This window comes from Providencia sp. PROV004 (assembly GCF_011045615.1).
Classification (GTDB): domain Bacteria; phylum Pseudomonadota; class Gammaproteobacteria; order Enterobacterales; family Enterobacteriaceae; genus Providencia; species Providencia rettgeri.
Genome location: NZ_CP042859.1, coordinates 3604423 through 3619898, shown reverse-complemented (window position 1 = coordinate 3619898; position 15476 = coordinate 3604423). Strand labels below are relative to the sequence as shown.

Below are 15476 nucleotides of genomic sequence, written 5' to 3'. Positions count from 1 at the left end.
ACTTTTTTTTAAAAGTGTGCGCTAGTTATGGCAAAAATGTAACGTAGCACAAATTACTACTAGTACAGTTTTAAGGAGGGATATCACGCTGTTGTTATCAATGAGGATTTTTGGGAAATTTTAAACAAGGCAAGTAACATAAAAAAAGAGCTGAAATCAGCTCTTCTTAGAGAAAATCAAATGTCACCATTAGTCATCGAGTTCTTGTTCTTTAGCTTCTTGGGCTATTTCTTTATTGGTTTTTCGTTTTTTATTTTTCAGCTTTTGCCAAATACGACTTTCTTGACCACGCCAAAGGCGTTGTATATTACCGTGATGGCGAACTAACACTAAACAAGATAGCATAGCGACCGGAAAGGTGAATTCAGGTTTAAACCACCAAACATAAAAGGGAGCAAGTAAGGCGCTGACAATCGCTCCTAGTGACGAATAACCACTAAGTAACACCGTCAGTAACCATGTTCCTGCGACTAAACCAGAAAGATCCCAACCAATAGCGGCAATTGAACCAAATGCGGTTGCTACCCCTTTTCCGCCTTTGAAACGAAAGAAAATGGGATATATGTGCCCAAGACAAGCTGCAATTGCAACAAAGCCAAGATAGAATGGTTGCACATTTAAATAATAAGCAAGCCAAACTGGGATCATCCCTTTTAATACGTCACAAATGAGTACTCCGGCAGCGGCTGCTTTACCGCCTACACGTAATACGTTAGTTGCACCAGGGTTACCAGAGCCGTGTTGACGGGGGTCGGGTAGTCTCGCCAAACGGCAGATCAGTATCGCACTCGAAACTGAGCCGCAAAGATAGGCGAAGATTATCATGCCAAGCGCGGTTGCACTCATAGCTAGCTCCAAAAACGGTTAAGGCCATAAATTCACTTCAGTCTTGGATAATACGCATATTTTTGCTGAAGTGGTATCAATTCAGTACATAAATGAGAAAATGACGTGATGGATATCGTATTTATTGAGCAATTATCAGTCATCACCACGATTGGTGTATATGACTGGGAACAAGATATTGAACAGAAATTGGTGCTCGATATCGAAATGGGATGGGATAACAAACGCGCGTCTATGAGCGATAATGTTGAACATTGCTTAGATTATGCCAAAGTTAGCCAAGCTATCCTTGCTCATGTTGGGAATAATAAATTTGGTTTAGTTGAACGTGTTGCCGAAGAAGTTGCACAATTATTGCTAACACAGTTTGATAGTCCATGGGTTCGCATTAAAGTGGCTAAACCGGGGGCAGTAGCACGCGCTAAACAAGTTGGGGTTGTTATCGAAAGAGGCACGAAAACCGCTTAAATGTTGTCTGGCGGTGTTTAACCGCCAGTTTTGTATCTATTAGGCAACGACAACTATGATTTTTTGTCGCTGTTGCCAATTGCCGACCGCTTCTATACGTTGTCGAGTGAGTTCTTGACGAATTTCAGGGCCTTTAAACCCTTGCTCAACAATAGGTTTGACTTCAACAGCTTGCGCAATAGCAAAAGCTTGCCTGAAATATACCCCTTGTGGGTACGGCTGTTGTTCAAGACCTAACCGACCTCTGGCATCCGCTTCACTGATTAAACTTAGTTGTTCAACACGTTCTGGTTTACGCCAACTATCAAGTCCATCAAAAATCGCAATTAGATCATTAGCATGTAATTTATTGATAACATGGATTTTATCATGATATCGTGCCGCTAGACGAGCTAAGTCACGAGCCGTGGTTGGTACTTTTAATCTTACACAGAGTGTTTCTATTAATGGAATACCTGCTTCACCATGGTTTGGATGGCTTGGCCAAATATCGGGTGGTGTTAGAGCCTTGCCTAAATCATGGCACAATGCGGCAAAGCGAATATCCACATCCTTAGATAAGCGGGAAATCACTTTCATTACCATTAGAGTGTGGATACCTGTATCAATTTCAGGGTGCCATTTTTCAGGGGCAGGAACGCCAAATAGCGCATCAATTTCAGGAAAAAGTACAGCTAAAGCACCGCATTGGCGTAAGACATCAAAATACACCTGTGGGGAATTTGATTTCAGCGCTTTTTCTGTTTCGGTCCAAACTCGCTCGGCGGTGAGATGAGATAATTCCCCTGTAGCGGCCATCGTTTGCATCAAGGCGAGTGTTTCTGGTGCGATAGTAAAACCATGCTCAAAGTAGCGAGCGGCAAAACGAGCAACCCGTAAAACCCGTAAAGGGTCTTCAGAAAATGCATCGGAAACATGGCGTAAAATACGCTTATCGAGATCAATGACACCGTGGAATGGGTCAATAATTTCACCTGACTCATCTTGAGCTATCGCATTAATCGTCAAATCACGACGCAGTAAGTCATCTTCGATAGTGACATCCGGTGCGCTATAGCAGCTAAAACCGGTATAGCCTGCACCAATTTTACGTTCTGTTCGGGCTAAAGCGTATTCTTCATGGGTTTTTGGGTGCAAGAAAACAGGAAAATCTTTTCCGACTTGTTGAAAACCTTGCGATAGCATTGCCTCGGGGGTTGCGCCAACCACCACGTAGTCTCTGTCTGAAATAGGCAGCCCAAGCAGTTGGTCACGTACTGCTCCACCCACGAGATATACTTTCATTCGAATGGCCTCAATTACATCCAGCCGTCATTACGTTTTTTACGACGTGGAATAATGTGCGGTAAAATTAGGCCTAAAATTAAGCCAACACCAGCAACACCACCACCATACATAAACCATTGTAAGATCAATTCGCGACGGCGATCGTCTAAGTTAACTTCTGCAATTTCGAGTTTCTTACCTGACTTGATCAACTCGTTTTTTAATTTTTCATTTTCAGCCTTCAGTTGGCTGACGATATTGTCATTATCAGCGACTTTTTGCTGCATATCAGCCGTTCGTGTATTCCACGTGCTGTCAATATTGTCGAGCTGTTGGCGTAATTTTTGGTTCTCAGCTTCAAGTTCTGGAATTCGGGTTTTCATACTTGGCGTATTGCTGAGTTGGTCAACAGGTAACCAGACCGTTCTGCCTTTTTCATCACGGACTTGTGCGAACTTGTTATCTGTGGAGAGCAATTCAACCGCTTCCCCTGCATTGAGCGTACCTACAATACGATATTTTGTGCCAGGTCCACTATGAACGTATGTGGATAAATCATCTGACACATAACGTTTTTCTGCTGCGTGTGAATTTAAGGAAAGGCCTAGCCCCATGATTGAAATTAATAATAATGGAATTTTTCGCATGGTATTTACAGTCTTTTGATGGTGAGTGAGTTTTATATTATTTGAATATTAATGAGTAAAGTGTGTGGGTGCAAACCCTAAACGCAGATGTCTCTACACTCTAAAGGAGAATGAGAACTATCCTAACTGTCTAAATTACCCTTATTTTTACTCTATTTTCAATATAACTCACTGAAAGAAATATGACAGGTAGAATTTTTGATTACCATACAGTTTCTTTTCTCAGCTTAGCTCGATTGGGGTAATATGAGTGAAGTGAAATAATTAAATAAGGATATGTATGAGCCACGTAGAGGTTGAACTCAAACTTGCTGCTAAGAGTTCCGCAATAGAGGCTGTACGACAGTGTTTATCGACATTGTCTCACCAATACAGTGAGCCGACAAAGTTAACTAATATCTACTTTGATACGGCAAACAAGCAGTTACGTCAGTGGGATATGGGCTTACGCATCCGAGGTTGTGATGGGCGTTATGAAATGACCATGAAAACAGCTGGGCAGGCGATTGGTGGTTTACACCAACGGCCTGAATATAATGTTGACATTGATTCGCCAGAACTTGATTTAGCGGCATTACCCGCTGAAATTTGGCCCGAAGGAACTGATATTTCTCAGCTTCAGTCTGAATTAAATATCCTCTTTAGCACCAATTTTACCCGTGAAAAATGGTTAGTGACTTTTGAAGATAGCGAAATAGAAGTAGTTTTTGACCAAGGCGAAATTTCCTCAGGCGCAAAGGATTTGCCTATTCAAGAGTTTGAATTAGAGCTTAAAAAAGGCTTTATTGCTGATGTACTTAATTTAGCAAAGAAATTTGCAGATATCGATGGTCTGCATTTGTCATCACTTAGCAAAGCTGCGCGCGGATATTCATTGTTATCGCCGCTAAAAGAACCATTAACTCGCCCAGATTCGTTGTTTGACTATGAAGAGCAACCTCTCGAAAAGTCATTAACTCATATGCAATTACTTTGCCAGCAGCATGAAGCTTATTGGTTAGCCAATGGCAGCAATGCACGCCAAGGCTTTAGTGAATTTTTACGCTTTGTTCAGGCATTTTTAGTCCATTACCAAAATTCAGCGCCTCACTTTATTCATGACACTCCGCTAGAGCAATTACGTTCGGATATTGCCAATGAAGCGGTTAGTGCTGAGGATTTTTGCTATAGCAGCCAGTGGTTAAAATGTAAATTAGCCTTTATCCAATGGTTAAGTGCTTTAACCTATCAAGAAGCCCATTAAGGTACTGATAACATGCATGCTTTTCCTGAATTATTGCAAAGCCAAGGTGAACGCGTTTTAAGACAATTAGCAGAACAAGCGAATGAATTATTACCGTTAAATGAACAAGAAATTCAAGTGCTTACCTTTAGTGATTTTGTGTTAAAGCAGGTATTGGCACATTCACGGTTTTTACTTGAAATTCGCGCTCAACCACCCAAAGCCGATGAATGGAAAAGTTATGCGTCATGGTTAGCTCAAGACTTGTTATCTGTTAGCAACGAAGATCACTTGATGCAAGTGTTACGCTCATTTCGTCATCATATGTTAGTGCGCTGCGCCTGGATGCAAGTACTGGAAATAAGCACGCAAAAAGAAACGATTTATCAGCTCAGTGTATTGGCAGAAACCTTGGTTGTTGCGGCGCGAGACTGGTTGTATCAAGAATATCGTCAGTCATGGGGAACGCCTTGTAATGCAGAAGGCAAGCCTCAGCCGCTATTGATTTTAGGAATGGGGAAATTAGGGGGCAGAGAGCTCAATTTTTCTTCAGATATTGATCTGATTTTTGCATACCCAGAAAATGGAGTTACTCAAGGTGGCAGAAAAGAGTTAGATAACGCGCAATTTTTTACCCGTTTAGGGCAAAAATTAATTCGCGTACTCGACCAAGTGACTGAGTATGGTTTTGTCTATCGGGTCGATATGCGTTTGCGGCCATTTGGTGATAGCGGGCCGCTGGTTTTTAGCTTTTCCGCGCTTGAGGATTATTACCAAGAACAAGGGCGTGATTGGGAACGCTATGCGATGGTTAAAGCTCGTATTATGGGCGCTGATAGCCTCCATTATGAGGAGTGTTTACGAAAACTTTTGCGTCCTTTCGTTTATCGCCGCTATATTGACTTTAGCGTGATCCAATCCTTACGCAATATGAAAAATATGATTGAGCGGGAGGTTCGGCGCCGTGGTTTGGTCAATAACATCAAATTAGGGGCTGGAGGTATTCGTGAAGTTGAATTTGTTTCACAGGTTTTCCAGTTAATTAGAGGGGGACGGGAACCTGTTTTACAGTCACAATCCTTATTTTCAACGCTACAAGGTATCCGAGAACTCGCATTATTAACCGAAGATCAAGTTAATATTCTGCAAAATAGCTACCTTTTCTTGCGTAGAGCCGAAAATTTACTGCAAAGTATTGATGACCAACAGACACAAACGCTCCCTGAAGAGGCTTTAAACCAAGCGCGTTTAGCGTGGGGAATGGGTTTTGCTGATTGGCCTGCATTTTATCAGGTTTTGAATCAGAAAATGTCGGCAGTGCATCAAATATTTACTGAGCAAATAGGCCAGGAAGATGACACCGAGAACACTGATGCATTTGATGAAATCTACATCACATTATGGCAAAGTGAATTGTCAAAAGAAGAATTAGCCACCTATTTGCCGTCTAAAAATGAAGAGATTGCACAACGTATTATCCACGGCATAGTGATGTTCCGTCATGACCTCAATAAACGCACAATTGGCCCTCGTGGACGGGATGTACTTGATGAATTAATGCCTAAATTATTGGCAAAAGTCGGTGAGCGCGATGATGCAGGGCAAGTCATTGAACGTATCACACCACTGTTATTGAGCATTGTTAGCCGCACAACTTACCTCGAGTTAATGCTTGAATTTGACGAGGTTTTGACGCACGTTATTCGCCTATGTGCGGCTTCACCAATGATAGCAGAGCAGTTAGCCCGTCACCCATTGTTACTTGATGAGTTGCTCGACCCTCAATCGTTATACCAACCTCTACCACTAACCGCTTACCGTGATGAATTGCGCCAATATTTAATGCGCGTTCCTGAAGATGACGAAGAACAACAACTGGAAGCATTACGTCAATTCAAACAAGCCCAGTTATTGCGTATCGCTGCTGAAGATATTTCAGGTGTTTTACCCGTAATGAAAGTTAGTGATCATCTGACTTACCTTGCAGAGGCGATTATTGATGCGGTGGTACACCAAGCATGGCAAAAAATGGTAAAACGTTATGGTGAGCCAGCACATCTAGCGCAAAGTGACAAAAAACAATATGGGTTTGCGGTATTAGGTTATGGAAAGCTAGGCGGCTGGGAATTGGGTTATGGCTCTGACTTAGATCTCGTTTTTCTTTTCGATTGCCCTTTAGATGTGGTTACCAATGGCGAACGCTCCATTGATGCACGCCAATTTTACTTACGTGTTGCTCAGCGTATTATCCATTTGTTTAGTACTCGAACACCTTCAGGCGTGTTGTATGAAGTTGATGCGCGGCTCAGGCCTTCCGGTGAGTCAGGAATGTTAGTCAGTACGATACAATCATTTGATGATTACCAAAAAAATGATGCTTGGACATGGGAGCATCAAGCGCTCATACGAGCCCGAATGGTATTTGGTGATGAGGATTTACAACGGCAATTTATACAGACTCGCCACGAAACTCTGTGTATGCCAAGAGACCCTCACACCTTGCAGCAGCAAGTGCGTGATATGCGCTTGAAAATGCATCAGCACTTAGGAAGCCATCAAGCCAATGAGTTCGATTTAAAAGCCGATCCCGGTGGGATCACTGATATTGAATTTATCGCACAATACTTAGTTTTGCGTTTTGCCACAGAAAATAATGTGTTAACGCGTTGGTCCGATAATGTGCGTATTTTCGAGCTGATGGCGCAATATGGCTTTATGCCAGAAGATGAAGCAAATGCCTTAACTCAAGCGTATGTTACGATGCGTAATGAACTTCATCACTTAGCATTACAATCATTGCCAAGCCGTGTTGAAATGACCCAATTTACTCAACAACGTGAACAAGTTTTAGCGAGTTGGCAAAAATGGCTTGAGGAATAAGGAATAAACGCATTTTATTTAGCTAAATAGCGCAATATGCTAGTATTGTTGCTAATTATTATCAGATTTCCTTTTTAAAACTGGAGTGCAGGATGAAAGTAACTCTTCCGGATTATAAACAAGCCGGTGTGCTGGTGGTTGGTGATGTTATGTTAGACCGTTATTGGCATGGTCCTGCAAACCGTATTTCGCCAGAGGCCCCTGTTCCGGTCGTTAAAGTCACGATGGTAGAAGAGCGTCCCGGTGGTGCGGCTAACGTCGCGATGAACATTGCCTCGTTAGGGGCAAATTCACGTCTTGTCGGGTTAACTGGGATTGATGACGCGGCAAAAGCACTGACTGAAAACTTAAATGCGGTGCAGGTGCGTTGTGATTTTGTCGCTATTCCAACCCATCCAACGATTACTAAATTACGTGTACTTTCACGTAATCAGCAACTTATCCGTCTTGATTTTGAAGAAGGTTTTGACAATGTTGATGTCGCACCTGTGTTGGAACGCATTGAACAGGCGTTACCTCATATTGGTGCTCTGGTGTTATCTGATTACGCGAAAGGGGCGTTAACTCATGTCGAGAAGATGATAGCGCTTGCCAACAAGGCCAATGTTCCCGTCTTGATTGACCCGAAAGGCAACAATTTCGAACGTTACCGCGGGGCAACATTACTAACGCCAAACATGTCTGAGTTTGAAGCGATTGTTGGGCCTTGTAAAAACAATCAAGACGTTGAAGAAAAAGGCATGAAGCTGCTTCAGTCATTGGAGCTTAAAGCACTGTTAATTACGCGCTCAGAACAAGGTATGAGCTTAATTCGTCGCGATGAAGCACCATTGCATTTACCGACTCAGGCGCAAGAAGTGTTTGACGTAACAGGAGCCGGGGACACCGTAATCGGCGTACTTGCAGCGTCTATTGCATCTGGTCGCCCATTACATGAATCTTGCGCATTGGCTAATGCCGCAGCAGGCGTGGTCGTGGGTAAATTAGGAACCTCCACGGTTTCGCCAATTGAATTGGAAAATGCCATTCGTGGCCGTGCTGACACCGGGTTTGGTGTGATGAGCGAAAGTGAATTGAAACAAGCCGTTGCGAATGCAAGACAGCGCGGTGAGCGTGTGGTGATGACGAATGGTTGTTTTGATATTCTTCATGCAGGGCATGTGTCGTATTTAGCCAATGCACGTAAATTGGGAGACCGTCTGATTGTAGCTGTAAATAGCGATGCATCGACACGCCGCTTAAAAGGTGAAACACGCCCAGTCAACCCATTAGAACAACGCATGACCGTTTTAGGTGCTTTGGGGGCAGTGGATTGGGTTGTGGCTTTTGAAGAAGACACTCCGCAACGCTTAATCGCAGAAGTGCTGCCAGACATCTTAGTTAAAGGGGGGGATTACCGCCCTGAAGAGATAGCGGGCAGTGCGGAAGTGTGGGCCGCGGGAGGCGAGGTCAAAGTCCTTAACTTTGAAGATGGTATTTCCACAACGAATATCATTAAAAATATTATGAAAACGAGTTAATTTATCATTATTAATTAGTTAGTTAAAAACCTCACGTGGGTATGTAAAAACGCCGTGAGGTTTTTATTTATCTAAAATTAAAGAGGTGTCACTTTTTCAATTTAATTACTCAGCTGTCTTTTCTTCTACATTTAAATGGGCTTCAAGTGCGCTAACGCGTTGTTCCATTTTCGCTAATTTTTCGCGGGTACGTAATAAAACTTGAGTTTGAATATCAAATTCTTCACGGCTGACTAAGTCTAATTTACCGAGCTGTGATTGTAACAGTGAACGCAGTTTTTTATCAAAATCTTCACCTAAATCACGTACGCCTTGCGGTAAAGCGCCTTGAATTTGGCGGGCAACTTGTTCAATTTTTTTCGGATCGAGCATTCGCGGGTCCTTCAGTTAATCAAGATATTATTAAGCGTAGTGTAATACCTCTTTTCGCCTTGTGCTAGCTCGAATTAGTTAGCAAAAAGGCCTCGTTGTATTATCTGTGACGAGAGCAGCTTGCTATTCGTCTAAGGTAGTAAAATTAACCGTGATAACTCTAAGTTTTTATTCATGTTTTTTGACTAAAAGTGTGAGTCATTCGCCAATTTTGATTATCATCGTTGCGAACTTGAATTATTGGCGTTATATTAATTGCGTATATCTCAGGGCGGGGTGAAAGTCCCCACCGGCGGTAAACATGCATCACGCATGAAGCCCGCGAGCGCTTTACTATTTTGTGGTAAAGGTCAGCAGACCCAGTGTGAATCTGGGGCCGACGGTTATAGTCCGGATGGGAGAGAATTAACAGTATCTGCATGTTTGTGCTGTTACGCACAATAGTGTTCTGCATACCTGAATAGGTAAATGCCTGTTGTTGGCTATTTATATATTCACCATTTCTCGTATTCCTAAGACTGCCTTGATTCTGGTAACTAGTTAATAACTATTTAAGAGGTTTTTTACCATGGATCATTCGCTACTTTCTGTATTCGGTAATCCTATCGAGCGTGTTGAAAATGCTATCGAGGCTTTACGCCAAGGTAAGGGTGTTCTTGTTCTTGATGATGAAGATCGTGAGAACGAAGGCGATTTAATTTTTGCTGCAGAAACCATGACTGCGGAACAAATGGCATTTACCATTCGTTATAGCAGTGGGATCGTATGTCTTTGTATCACTGAAGAACGTCGCAAGCAGCTCGAATTACCAATGATGGTGGAAAATAACACCAGCCAAAACCAAACTGGCTTTACGGTAACCATCGAAGCGGCAAAAGGCGTGACTACGGGGGTTTCTGCGGCGGATCGTATCACCACTATTCGTGCTGCTATTGCTGATAATGCAGTTCCTGCTGACCTAAATCACCCTGGCCATGTTTTCCCATTGCGTGGACGTGATGGTGGGGTATTAGCGCGTCGTGGACACACTGAAGCATCTATCGACCTTGCTACTCTAGCGGGTTTCAAACCTGCTGGTGTGTTGTGTGAGTTGACTAATGATGATGGCTCTATGGCTCGCACCCCAGAAGTGGCAGCATTTGGTAAGCAGCATGGTTTGACGGTTGTGACAATTGAAGATTTAGTGCAGTACCGTCTTCAGGTCGAGAAGAAAGCGAGCTGATCCTCATAATATTTTGAGGAAGAGCTCTAGATAGAGATTTTGATAAGTTTAAATATTAATAGGCTAAAATAAGCTAATTTATTTAAATTATTGATAGTACGTTAAGCATATAGAATGTTATTAAGGCCACAGAGTTGCACACCTCGTGGCCTTTTCAATTTTTTTGATGATCATACTCATAATTAGCCCACTGTGTTTTTGACAGGAAAGCGTATGCTGTAGGAAGAAACTAATTGAGTTGGAGTTGAAATCATCATGTCGCTAAATACTTCAGTGGTAAAAAATAAGATCCCTGCCATTTTTATTGGTCATGGTAGCCCCATGAACGCGATTGAGGATAATCCTTATACTCAAACGTGGGAGAAACTCGGTAAAGCTTTACCTCGGCCAAGTGCAATTTTAGTGATTTCAGCCCACTGGTATACGCGTGGAACCGCAGTTACTTCGATGTTAAAACCGAAAACGATTCATGATTTTGGTGGGTTCCCTGAAGCCTTGTACCAAATCGAATATCCTGCCCCTGGTTCTCCTGAATTAGCTCAGCAAGTTGCCTCATTATTAGCCCCTGAGCCAATTTACCTTGATGAACAAGAGTGGGGATTAGACCATGGCACGTGGGAAATTTTGGTACGTATGTATCCAGAAGCCGATATCCCCGTAATCCAATTGAGTATCGATGGTAGCAAGCCTGCTATTTGGCACTATGACCTTGGAAAAAAACTATCCGTTCTAAGGGATGAAGGTGTATTGATTATGGGGAGTGGCAATGTTGTACACAATTTACGAGCGATGAATTGGCAAAATTCCCATGCTGAGCCATACCCGTGGGCAATATCTTTTGAGAAATTTGTGTATGACAACCTGAAAAGCCATGAAACGCCACATCCACTAGCTAGCGGATTGGAACGGGAGGATGGCAAATTGTCGAACCCATCACCAGAACATTACTTGCCTATTTTACCTATTTTAGGCACTTGGGATGGTCAAGAAGAGATTAGTACACCGATTGAAGGAATTGTGTCAGCATCGTTAAGTATGTTGTCTATTCAGGTAGGATAAATTTTTCTGCGATAGCTTTGTTTCATAAAAAAGCCCAAATCATATTGCTATGTTTGGGCTTCATTTTTAGCTTTAAGTATGATTAGCCGATGATCGTATGTGGGTAAAAACGTGATAAATCTTGAGTGATCAATTCTTTATCTTCACGAATACAGATCCCCGCAGGTTGATCATTCACCAACCAGCTTCCGACTAAGGTGTAATTACCTTCAAATTGTGGAAGTGGGTGGAACTGTTGAATAATCATGCCTTCTTCGCCGTATGGGCCATCCGCGGCTGCAATTTCTTTACCGTTTTCGATAATACGGATATTAGCACCTTCGCGAGAGAATAGGGGCTTAATAACGTATTTTTCGAGTTCTGGTTGGGTTTTGCCATCTGCAAAATAAGCAGGCAGTAAATTTGGGTGATCTGGGAACATTTCCCATAACATTGGCAATAAAGCTTTATTAGAAATGATGCTCTTCCATGCAGGTTCTAACCAGCGTACACCAGCATCTTGCAATTTAGTCGAGAAAATTTCTCTTAGCATAAATTCCCACGGATATAGCTTGAACAGGTTACTAATCACCTGATCTTGTGTATCCGAAAATTCACCTTTTTCACCTAGACCAATTTCATCGATATATAAGAATTCAGTGGCAATACCGGCTTCATTTGCACAGTCTTGTAAATATTGAACGGTACCGCGATCTTCTTCTGTGTCACGGCAACAAGACATATGCAACAAACGGAAACCATACTGATCTTTTAATTGCGTAAAGCGCTCGATCAATTGCTCTTGAATGCTATTAAATTGATCGGCGTTTTCAGGGAGTTTTCCTGCTTCAATTTGATCTTCTAGCCAGATCCATTGGAAAAATGCAGACTCATATAATGAGGTTGGAGTATCCGCATTGTTTTCCAATAGCTTAGGTGGGTTAATACCATCGTAAGCGAGGTCAAGCCTGGAATATAAAGAAGGTTGTTCGCTTTTCCATGAACTGCGAACAAATTCCCAGCAATGCTTAGGGATCTGAAAACGTGCCATTAGCTCATCGCTTTCAACAACACGTTCAACCACTTTTAGACACATTTGATGCAACTGCTCGGTTGCATCTTCGATTTCTTCAATCTGTGCCATAGTGAATTGGTAATACGCATCTTCTGACCAGTAAGGCTCACCATACATAGTATGAAATTCAAAGCCAAATTCAGAGGCTTTTTCGCGCCAGTTTGGGCGCTCTACTATAGGAACTCGTTTCATTACTTATCAACCACCCATCGAACGGGAAGAAGAGGTTGATTTTGCAGAAGAAGATGAACGTTGTGCCATCGCTTGTTTATTTACGGTGTCACCAAAACCACCACGGGTAACGGTTGAAGTTGTTGGTGGTTTAGGTGCCATGGCTGTTTTCGGTACGCTCATTGAACGACCACCTGCAACTGCAGGGCCATAGCTTTTACCTGATGCATCCACAAACTTACCGTTGGCTGGGCTAGCTGGGTTTTTTGAGCTGAATAATGGTTGTGATGCAGCGCTACCGCCCATCATACGGCCCATCATATAACCCATCATTAATGGCATCCACATGCTACCACCGCTGCTTTGTGCTTGGGCCGTTTGTTCACCATTGGTTGAACTAGTGCCTGCAAGACCTGCTTGAGCTGGAGCTTGAGTACACATTGATTCACCAAACTCAGCAATGCAGTCAGCTTGAGTTTCATATTTAGGTGCAGTTTTAGCCGCTTCTTGTAGAGCATTATTGTAGGCGATGGTGCACTGTTCTGCTTGCGATGGGTTCGCTTGGCTACAATCTTGCGCATTGGTGTACAGTGATACGGTTTCATCGCTTTCTTCACAAGCGGAAAGCATAAATACAGCACTGACCGCAACAGCCACAGGTGCTAAACGGTATGAACGCCAAGACTTACGGAAGGCGCTCTGGTTAATATTTTTGGTACGCTTCATGGTCATGGTAATTACCCTGAATTAAATTAAGTAAGATGTTTTTAGATGTTAGCTCTAGGATAGGGGATAAACGCTGAAAATTAAAGCAGAAATATAGGAGAAATGAGCTGAATTTATCATTTTGATAACTTTCTGCTATTTTTCCCTAATTAGCATGGCGTTTCTTGAAGAGAAAATAATATTTTTATTTTATATCAATATATTAGATGTAGGTTGTTTTTTGCTCTAATGCGTAGTAATAAGAGTGAGAATTCACTGAATTTGTGCCCGTGGCTAATGAAAAGGCGTTATAAACGGTTTAATTAGTACAAATTAGCAATTCTAAGTAGTTTGCAGGATTACCCTCAAAAAATAACCCGCTATGTAAGCGGGTCATTATGTCATTTTCACATGAGCTAAATATTTTAGTTCATTTTTGGCGCATTGGTATTACGGATAATACTACTTGCAGAGGTTGAAATCTCTTTACCTAAATTCGCATTCAGGCGTGCAATATCGTCTTCGTTCAATGTGCCGCGAGCAAATTCGATATTCAGTTGGTTAATCATGTAGTCATAACGCGCATTAGACAGATTCTGCTTCGCTTGGTATAGCGCTGTTGTTGCTGTCAATACGTCAACAATGGTACGTGTTCCTACTTGGTAGCCTGCTTCCATCGCATCTAATGAGCTTTGTGCGGAAACAACAACTTGTTTGTAAGCATTAATACTACTGATTGACGATGCTACGTTATTAAATGATGAGCGAACTAACTGAACCACATTGCGATAAACGCTTTCTAGTTGCTCACTAGCACCTTGGAAACCATATTGTGCTTGTTCGACCTGAGAACTTACTGCACCACCACTATACAGTGGAATGCTTAAATTTAAGCCAATGCTATTTTGGCCGTTGTAGCTATTGCTCGCACTACCGCCATATGGAGTATTATAACCACTGCCGTGTTGGTAACTATTTGTGACTGATGTTGAGGCATCAAGGCTAACCGTTGGCATGTGACCTGTTTCCGCTAAACGGATGTTTTCACGAGAAACGTCTTGTGCTAAACGTGCGCTTAACAGGCTGAGGTTACGCTCTTCCGCTTCTTTTAAGATAGCGTTGATATCGCCCAGTTCATTGGTTTTAAAACGGTCGATATTTAAAGAGGCAAGTTGGTTATAGTACACGCCGCTGACTTGACGCAATTTTTCAATCGCATTTTCTAACTCGTTACGGCCTGCAACTTCTTGTGCTATAACGCTATCATAGTTTGCACGGGCGTTTTGCACGTCAGTAATAGCAACAAGACCAACGTTAAAGCGTTGTGTCACTTGGTCTAATTGGCGATAAACAGCTTCTTTATTCGCTTCAATATAAGATAACGCGTCAATCGCTTTTAATACGTTAAAATACGCAATTGCAGTATCTAAAATTAATTGCTGCTGACTTGTTTGGTAAGTGACATCAGAAATACCCGCTGTTTTTTCTTGGATAGTTAATTGACGCCATTTAGACATATCAAACACAACTTGGGTTAGTTTCAGTGAAGCATTTAAACCTGTGCTTTCAGTGTTTCTTGCATCACGGTAACCGCTTCCGTAGCTAGCTCCTGCACCTAAACCTAATTGTGGCAATAATGGGCTACGAGATTCATTAATTTTTTCAAAAGCTTGATTACGTTCTGCTAATGATTTTCTTAACTCAGGGTTACTTTCTTTGGATTTTTGGTAAACCTGTAGTAAATCTTCTGCGTAGCTATTGGTACTGAGACCCACAAAACTCATCGAAATTAAAAGGGGAAGCAGTTTCTTCATTTTGATTCCTTGATTAAACAGCAAATTAAGTTGAGTCTGTTGCCTAAAACGTACCATGCCTAACTAGGCGATAGATATTAAATTATCCGTTTTAGAGACAGTTATTAAAAACAGACACTACGTTGCTCTTAGATTTGAATAATGGCGCTTATTGTAACAGAGTATCACTTCTATTAACGGTAGCCTTTTGTGCCATTTTGTCTCAATTTATTAAACATTACCTCATCTGA

General features: G+C 42.1%; 13 protein-coding genes and 1 riboswitch. Of the genes, 6 read left to right on the top strand and 7 right to left on the bottom strand.

Features of this window, described 5'->3' with window-relative positions; all coding sequences use genetic code 11:
* Positions 1-189: 189 nt before the first annotated feature.
* Complete coding sequence (plsY, locus tag FVA69_RS16510) at positions 190-846, bottom strand: glycerol-3-phosphate 1-O-acyltransferase PlsY (protein ID WP_004908566.1); 657 nt, start codon at positions 844-846, stop codon at positions 190-192.
* A gap of 108 nt (positions 847-954) precedes the next feature.
* Between plsY and folB the strand changes: the two genes are divergently transcribed.
* A complete protein-coding gene (folB, locus tag FVA69_RS16505; RefSeq protein WP_004908569.1) occupies positions 955-1314 on the top strand; it encodes a bifunctional dihydroneopterin aldolase/7,8-dihydroneopterin epimerase in 360 nt (119 codons plus the stop codon).
* Positions 1315-1353: 39 nt separating this feature from the next.
* Here folB and FVA69_RS16500 read toward each other — a convergent pair whose 3' ends face one another.
* Together FVA69_RS16500 and FVA69_RS16495 are read right to left on the bottom strand one after the other, a co-directional pair.
* Positions 1354-2598, bottom strand: a complete 1245-nt coding sequence (locus FVA69_RS16500; protein WP_004908571.1) for a multifunctional CCA addition/repair protein — start codon at positions 2596-2598, stop codon at positions 1354-1356.
* A gap of 14 nt (positions 2599-2612) precedes the next feature.
* Complete coding sequence (locus FVA69_RS16495; protein WP_036958005.1) at positions 2613-3227, bottom strand: TIGR04211 family SH3 domain-containing protein; 615 nt, start codon at positions 3225-3227, stop codon at positions 2613-2615.
* Positions 3228-3507: 280 nt separating this feature from the next.
* On the opposite strand from FVA69_RS16495, the gene FVA69_RS16490 reads away from it, so the two are divergent.
* The 3 genes from FVA69_RS16490 to hldE all read left to right on the top strand — a co-directional run bounded on the left by FVA69_RS16490 (position 3508) and on the right by hldE (position 8849).
* A complete protein-coding gene (locus tag FVA69_RS16490; RefSeq protein ID WP_117162530.1) occupies positions 3508-4470 on the top strand; it encodes an inorganic triphosphatase in 963 nt (320 codons plus the stop codon).
* Positions 4471-4482: 12 nt separating this feature from the next.
* Positions 4483-7329, top strand: a complete 2847-nt coding sequence (gene glnE / locus FVA69_RS16485; RefSeq protein ID WP_117162529.1) for a bifunctional [glutamate--ammonia ligase]-adenylyl-L-tyrosine phosphorylase/[glutamate--ammonia-ligase] adenylyltransferase — start codon at positions 4483-4485, stop codon at positions 7327-7329.
* Between the two features lie 92 nt (positions 7330-7421).
* Positions 7422-8849 (top strand): bifunctional D-glycero-beta-D-manno-heptose-7-phosphate kinase/D-glycero-beta-D-manno-heptose 1-phosphate adenylyltransferase HldE, encoded by a 1428-nt coding sequence (gene hldE / locus FVA69_RS16480; RefSeq protein WP_004908578.1) that lies wholly within the window; start codon positions 7422-7424, stop codon positions 8847-8849.
* Between the two features lie 105 nt (positions 8850-8954).
* Here the strand turns inward: hldE and ubiK are convergent, their stop codons facing one another.
* Positions 8955-9221, bottom strand: a complete 267-nt coding sequence (gene ubiK, locus FVA69_RS16475) for a ubiquinone biosynthesis accessory factor UbiK (RefSeq protein ID WP_004257742.1) — start codon at positions 9219-9221, stop codon at positions 8955-8957.
* Between the two features lie 258 nt (positions 9222-9479).
* A riboswitch (FMN riboswitch) is annotated at positions 9480-9631 on the top strand.
* Between the two features lie 158 nt (positions 9632-9789).
* Here ubiK and ribB point away from each other — a divergent pair.
* Positions 9790-10443 carry a 3,4-dihydroxy-2-butanone-4-phosphate synthase gene (gene ribB, locus FVA69_RS16470; RefSeq protein WP_004908582.1) on the top strand — a complete coding sequence of 218 codons (654 nt, stop codon included), beginning with the start codon at positions 9790-9792 and terminating at the stop codon, positions 10441-10443.
* Between the two features lie 255 nt (positions 10444-10698).
* Entirely contained in the window at positions 10699-11502 is an 804-nt protein-coding gene (ygiD, locus tag FVA69_RS16465) for a 4,5-DOPA dioxygenase extradiol (RefSeq protein WP_004908585.1), read from the top strand.
* Positions 11503-11584: 82 nt separating this feature from the next.
* On the opposite strand, the gene FVA69_RS16460 is transcribed toward ygiD, so the two are convergent.
* The 3 genes from FVA69_RS16460 to tolC all read right to left on the bottom strand — a co-directional run bounded on the left by FVA69_RS16460 (position 11585) and on the right by tolC (position 15246).
* Complete coding sequence (locus FVA69_RS16460; RefSeq protein WP_109911774.1) at positions 11585-12748, bottom strand: glutathionylspermidine synthase family protein; 1164 nt, start codon at positions 12746-12748, stop codon at positions 11585-11587.
* 6 nt (positions 12749-12754) lie between these two features.
* On the bottom strand, positions 12755-13459 hold the full coding sequence (locus tag FVA69_RS16455) for a DUF1190 family protein (RefSeq protein ID WP_042851529.1): 705 nt from the start codon (positions 13457-13459) through the stop codon (positions 12755-12757).
* A gap of 398 nt (positions 13460-13857) precedes the next feature.
* The gene (gene tolC, locus FVA69_RS16450) at positions 13858-15246 is read right to left on the bottom strand and encodes an outer membrane channel protein TolC (RefSeq protein ID WP_042851530.1); all 1389 of its coding nucleotides are present in this window, start codon (positions 15244-15246) and stop codon (positions 13858-13860) included.
* Between the last annotated feature and the right edge of the window lie 230 nt (positions 15247-15476).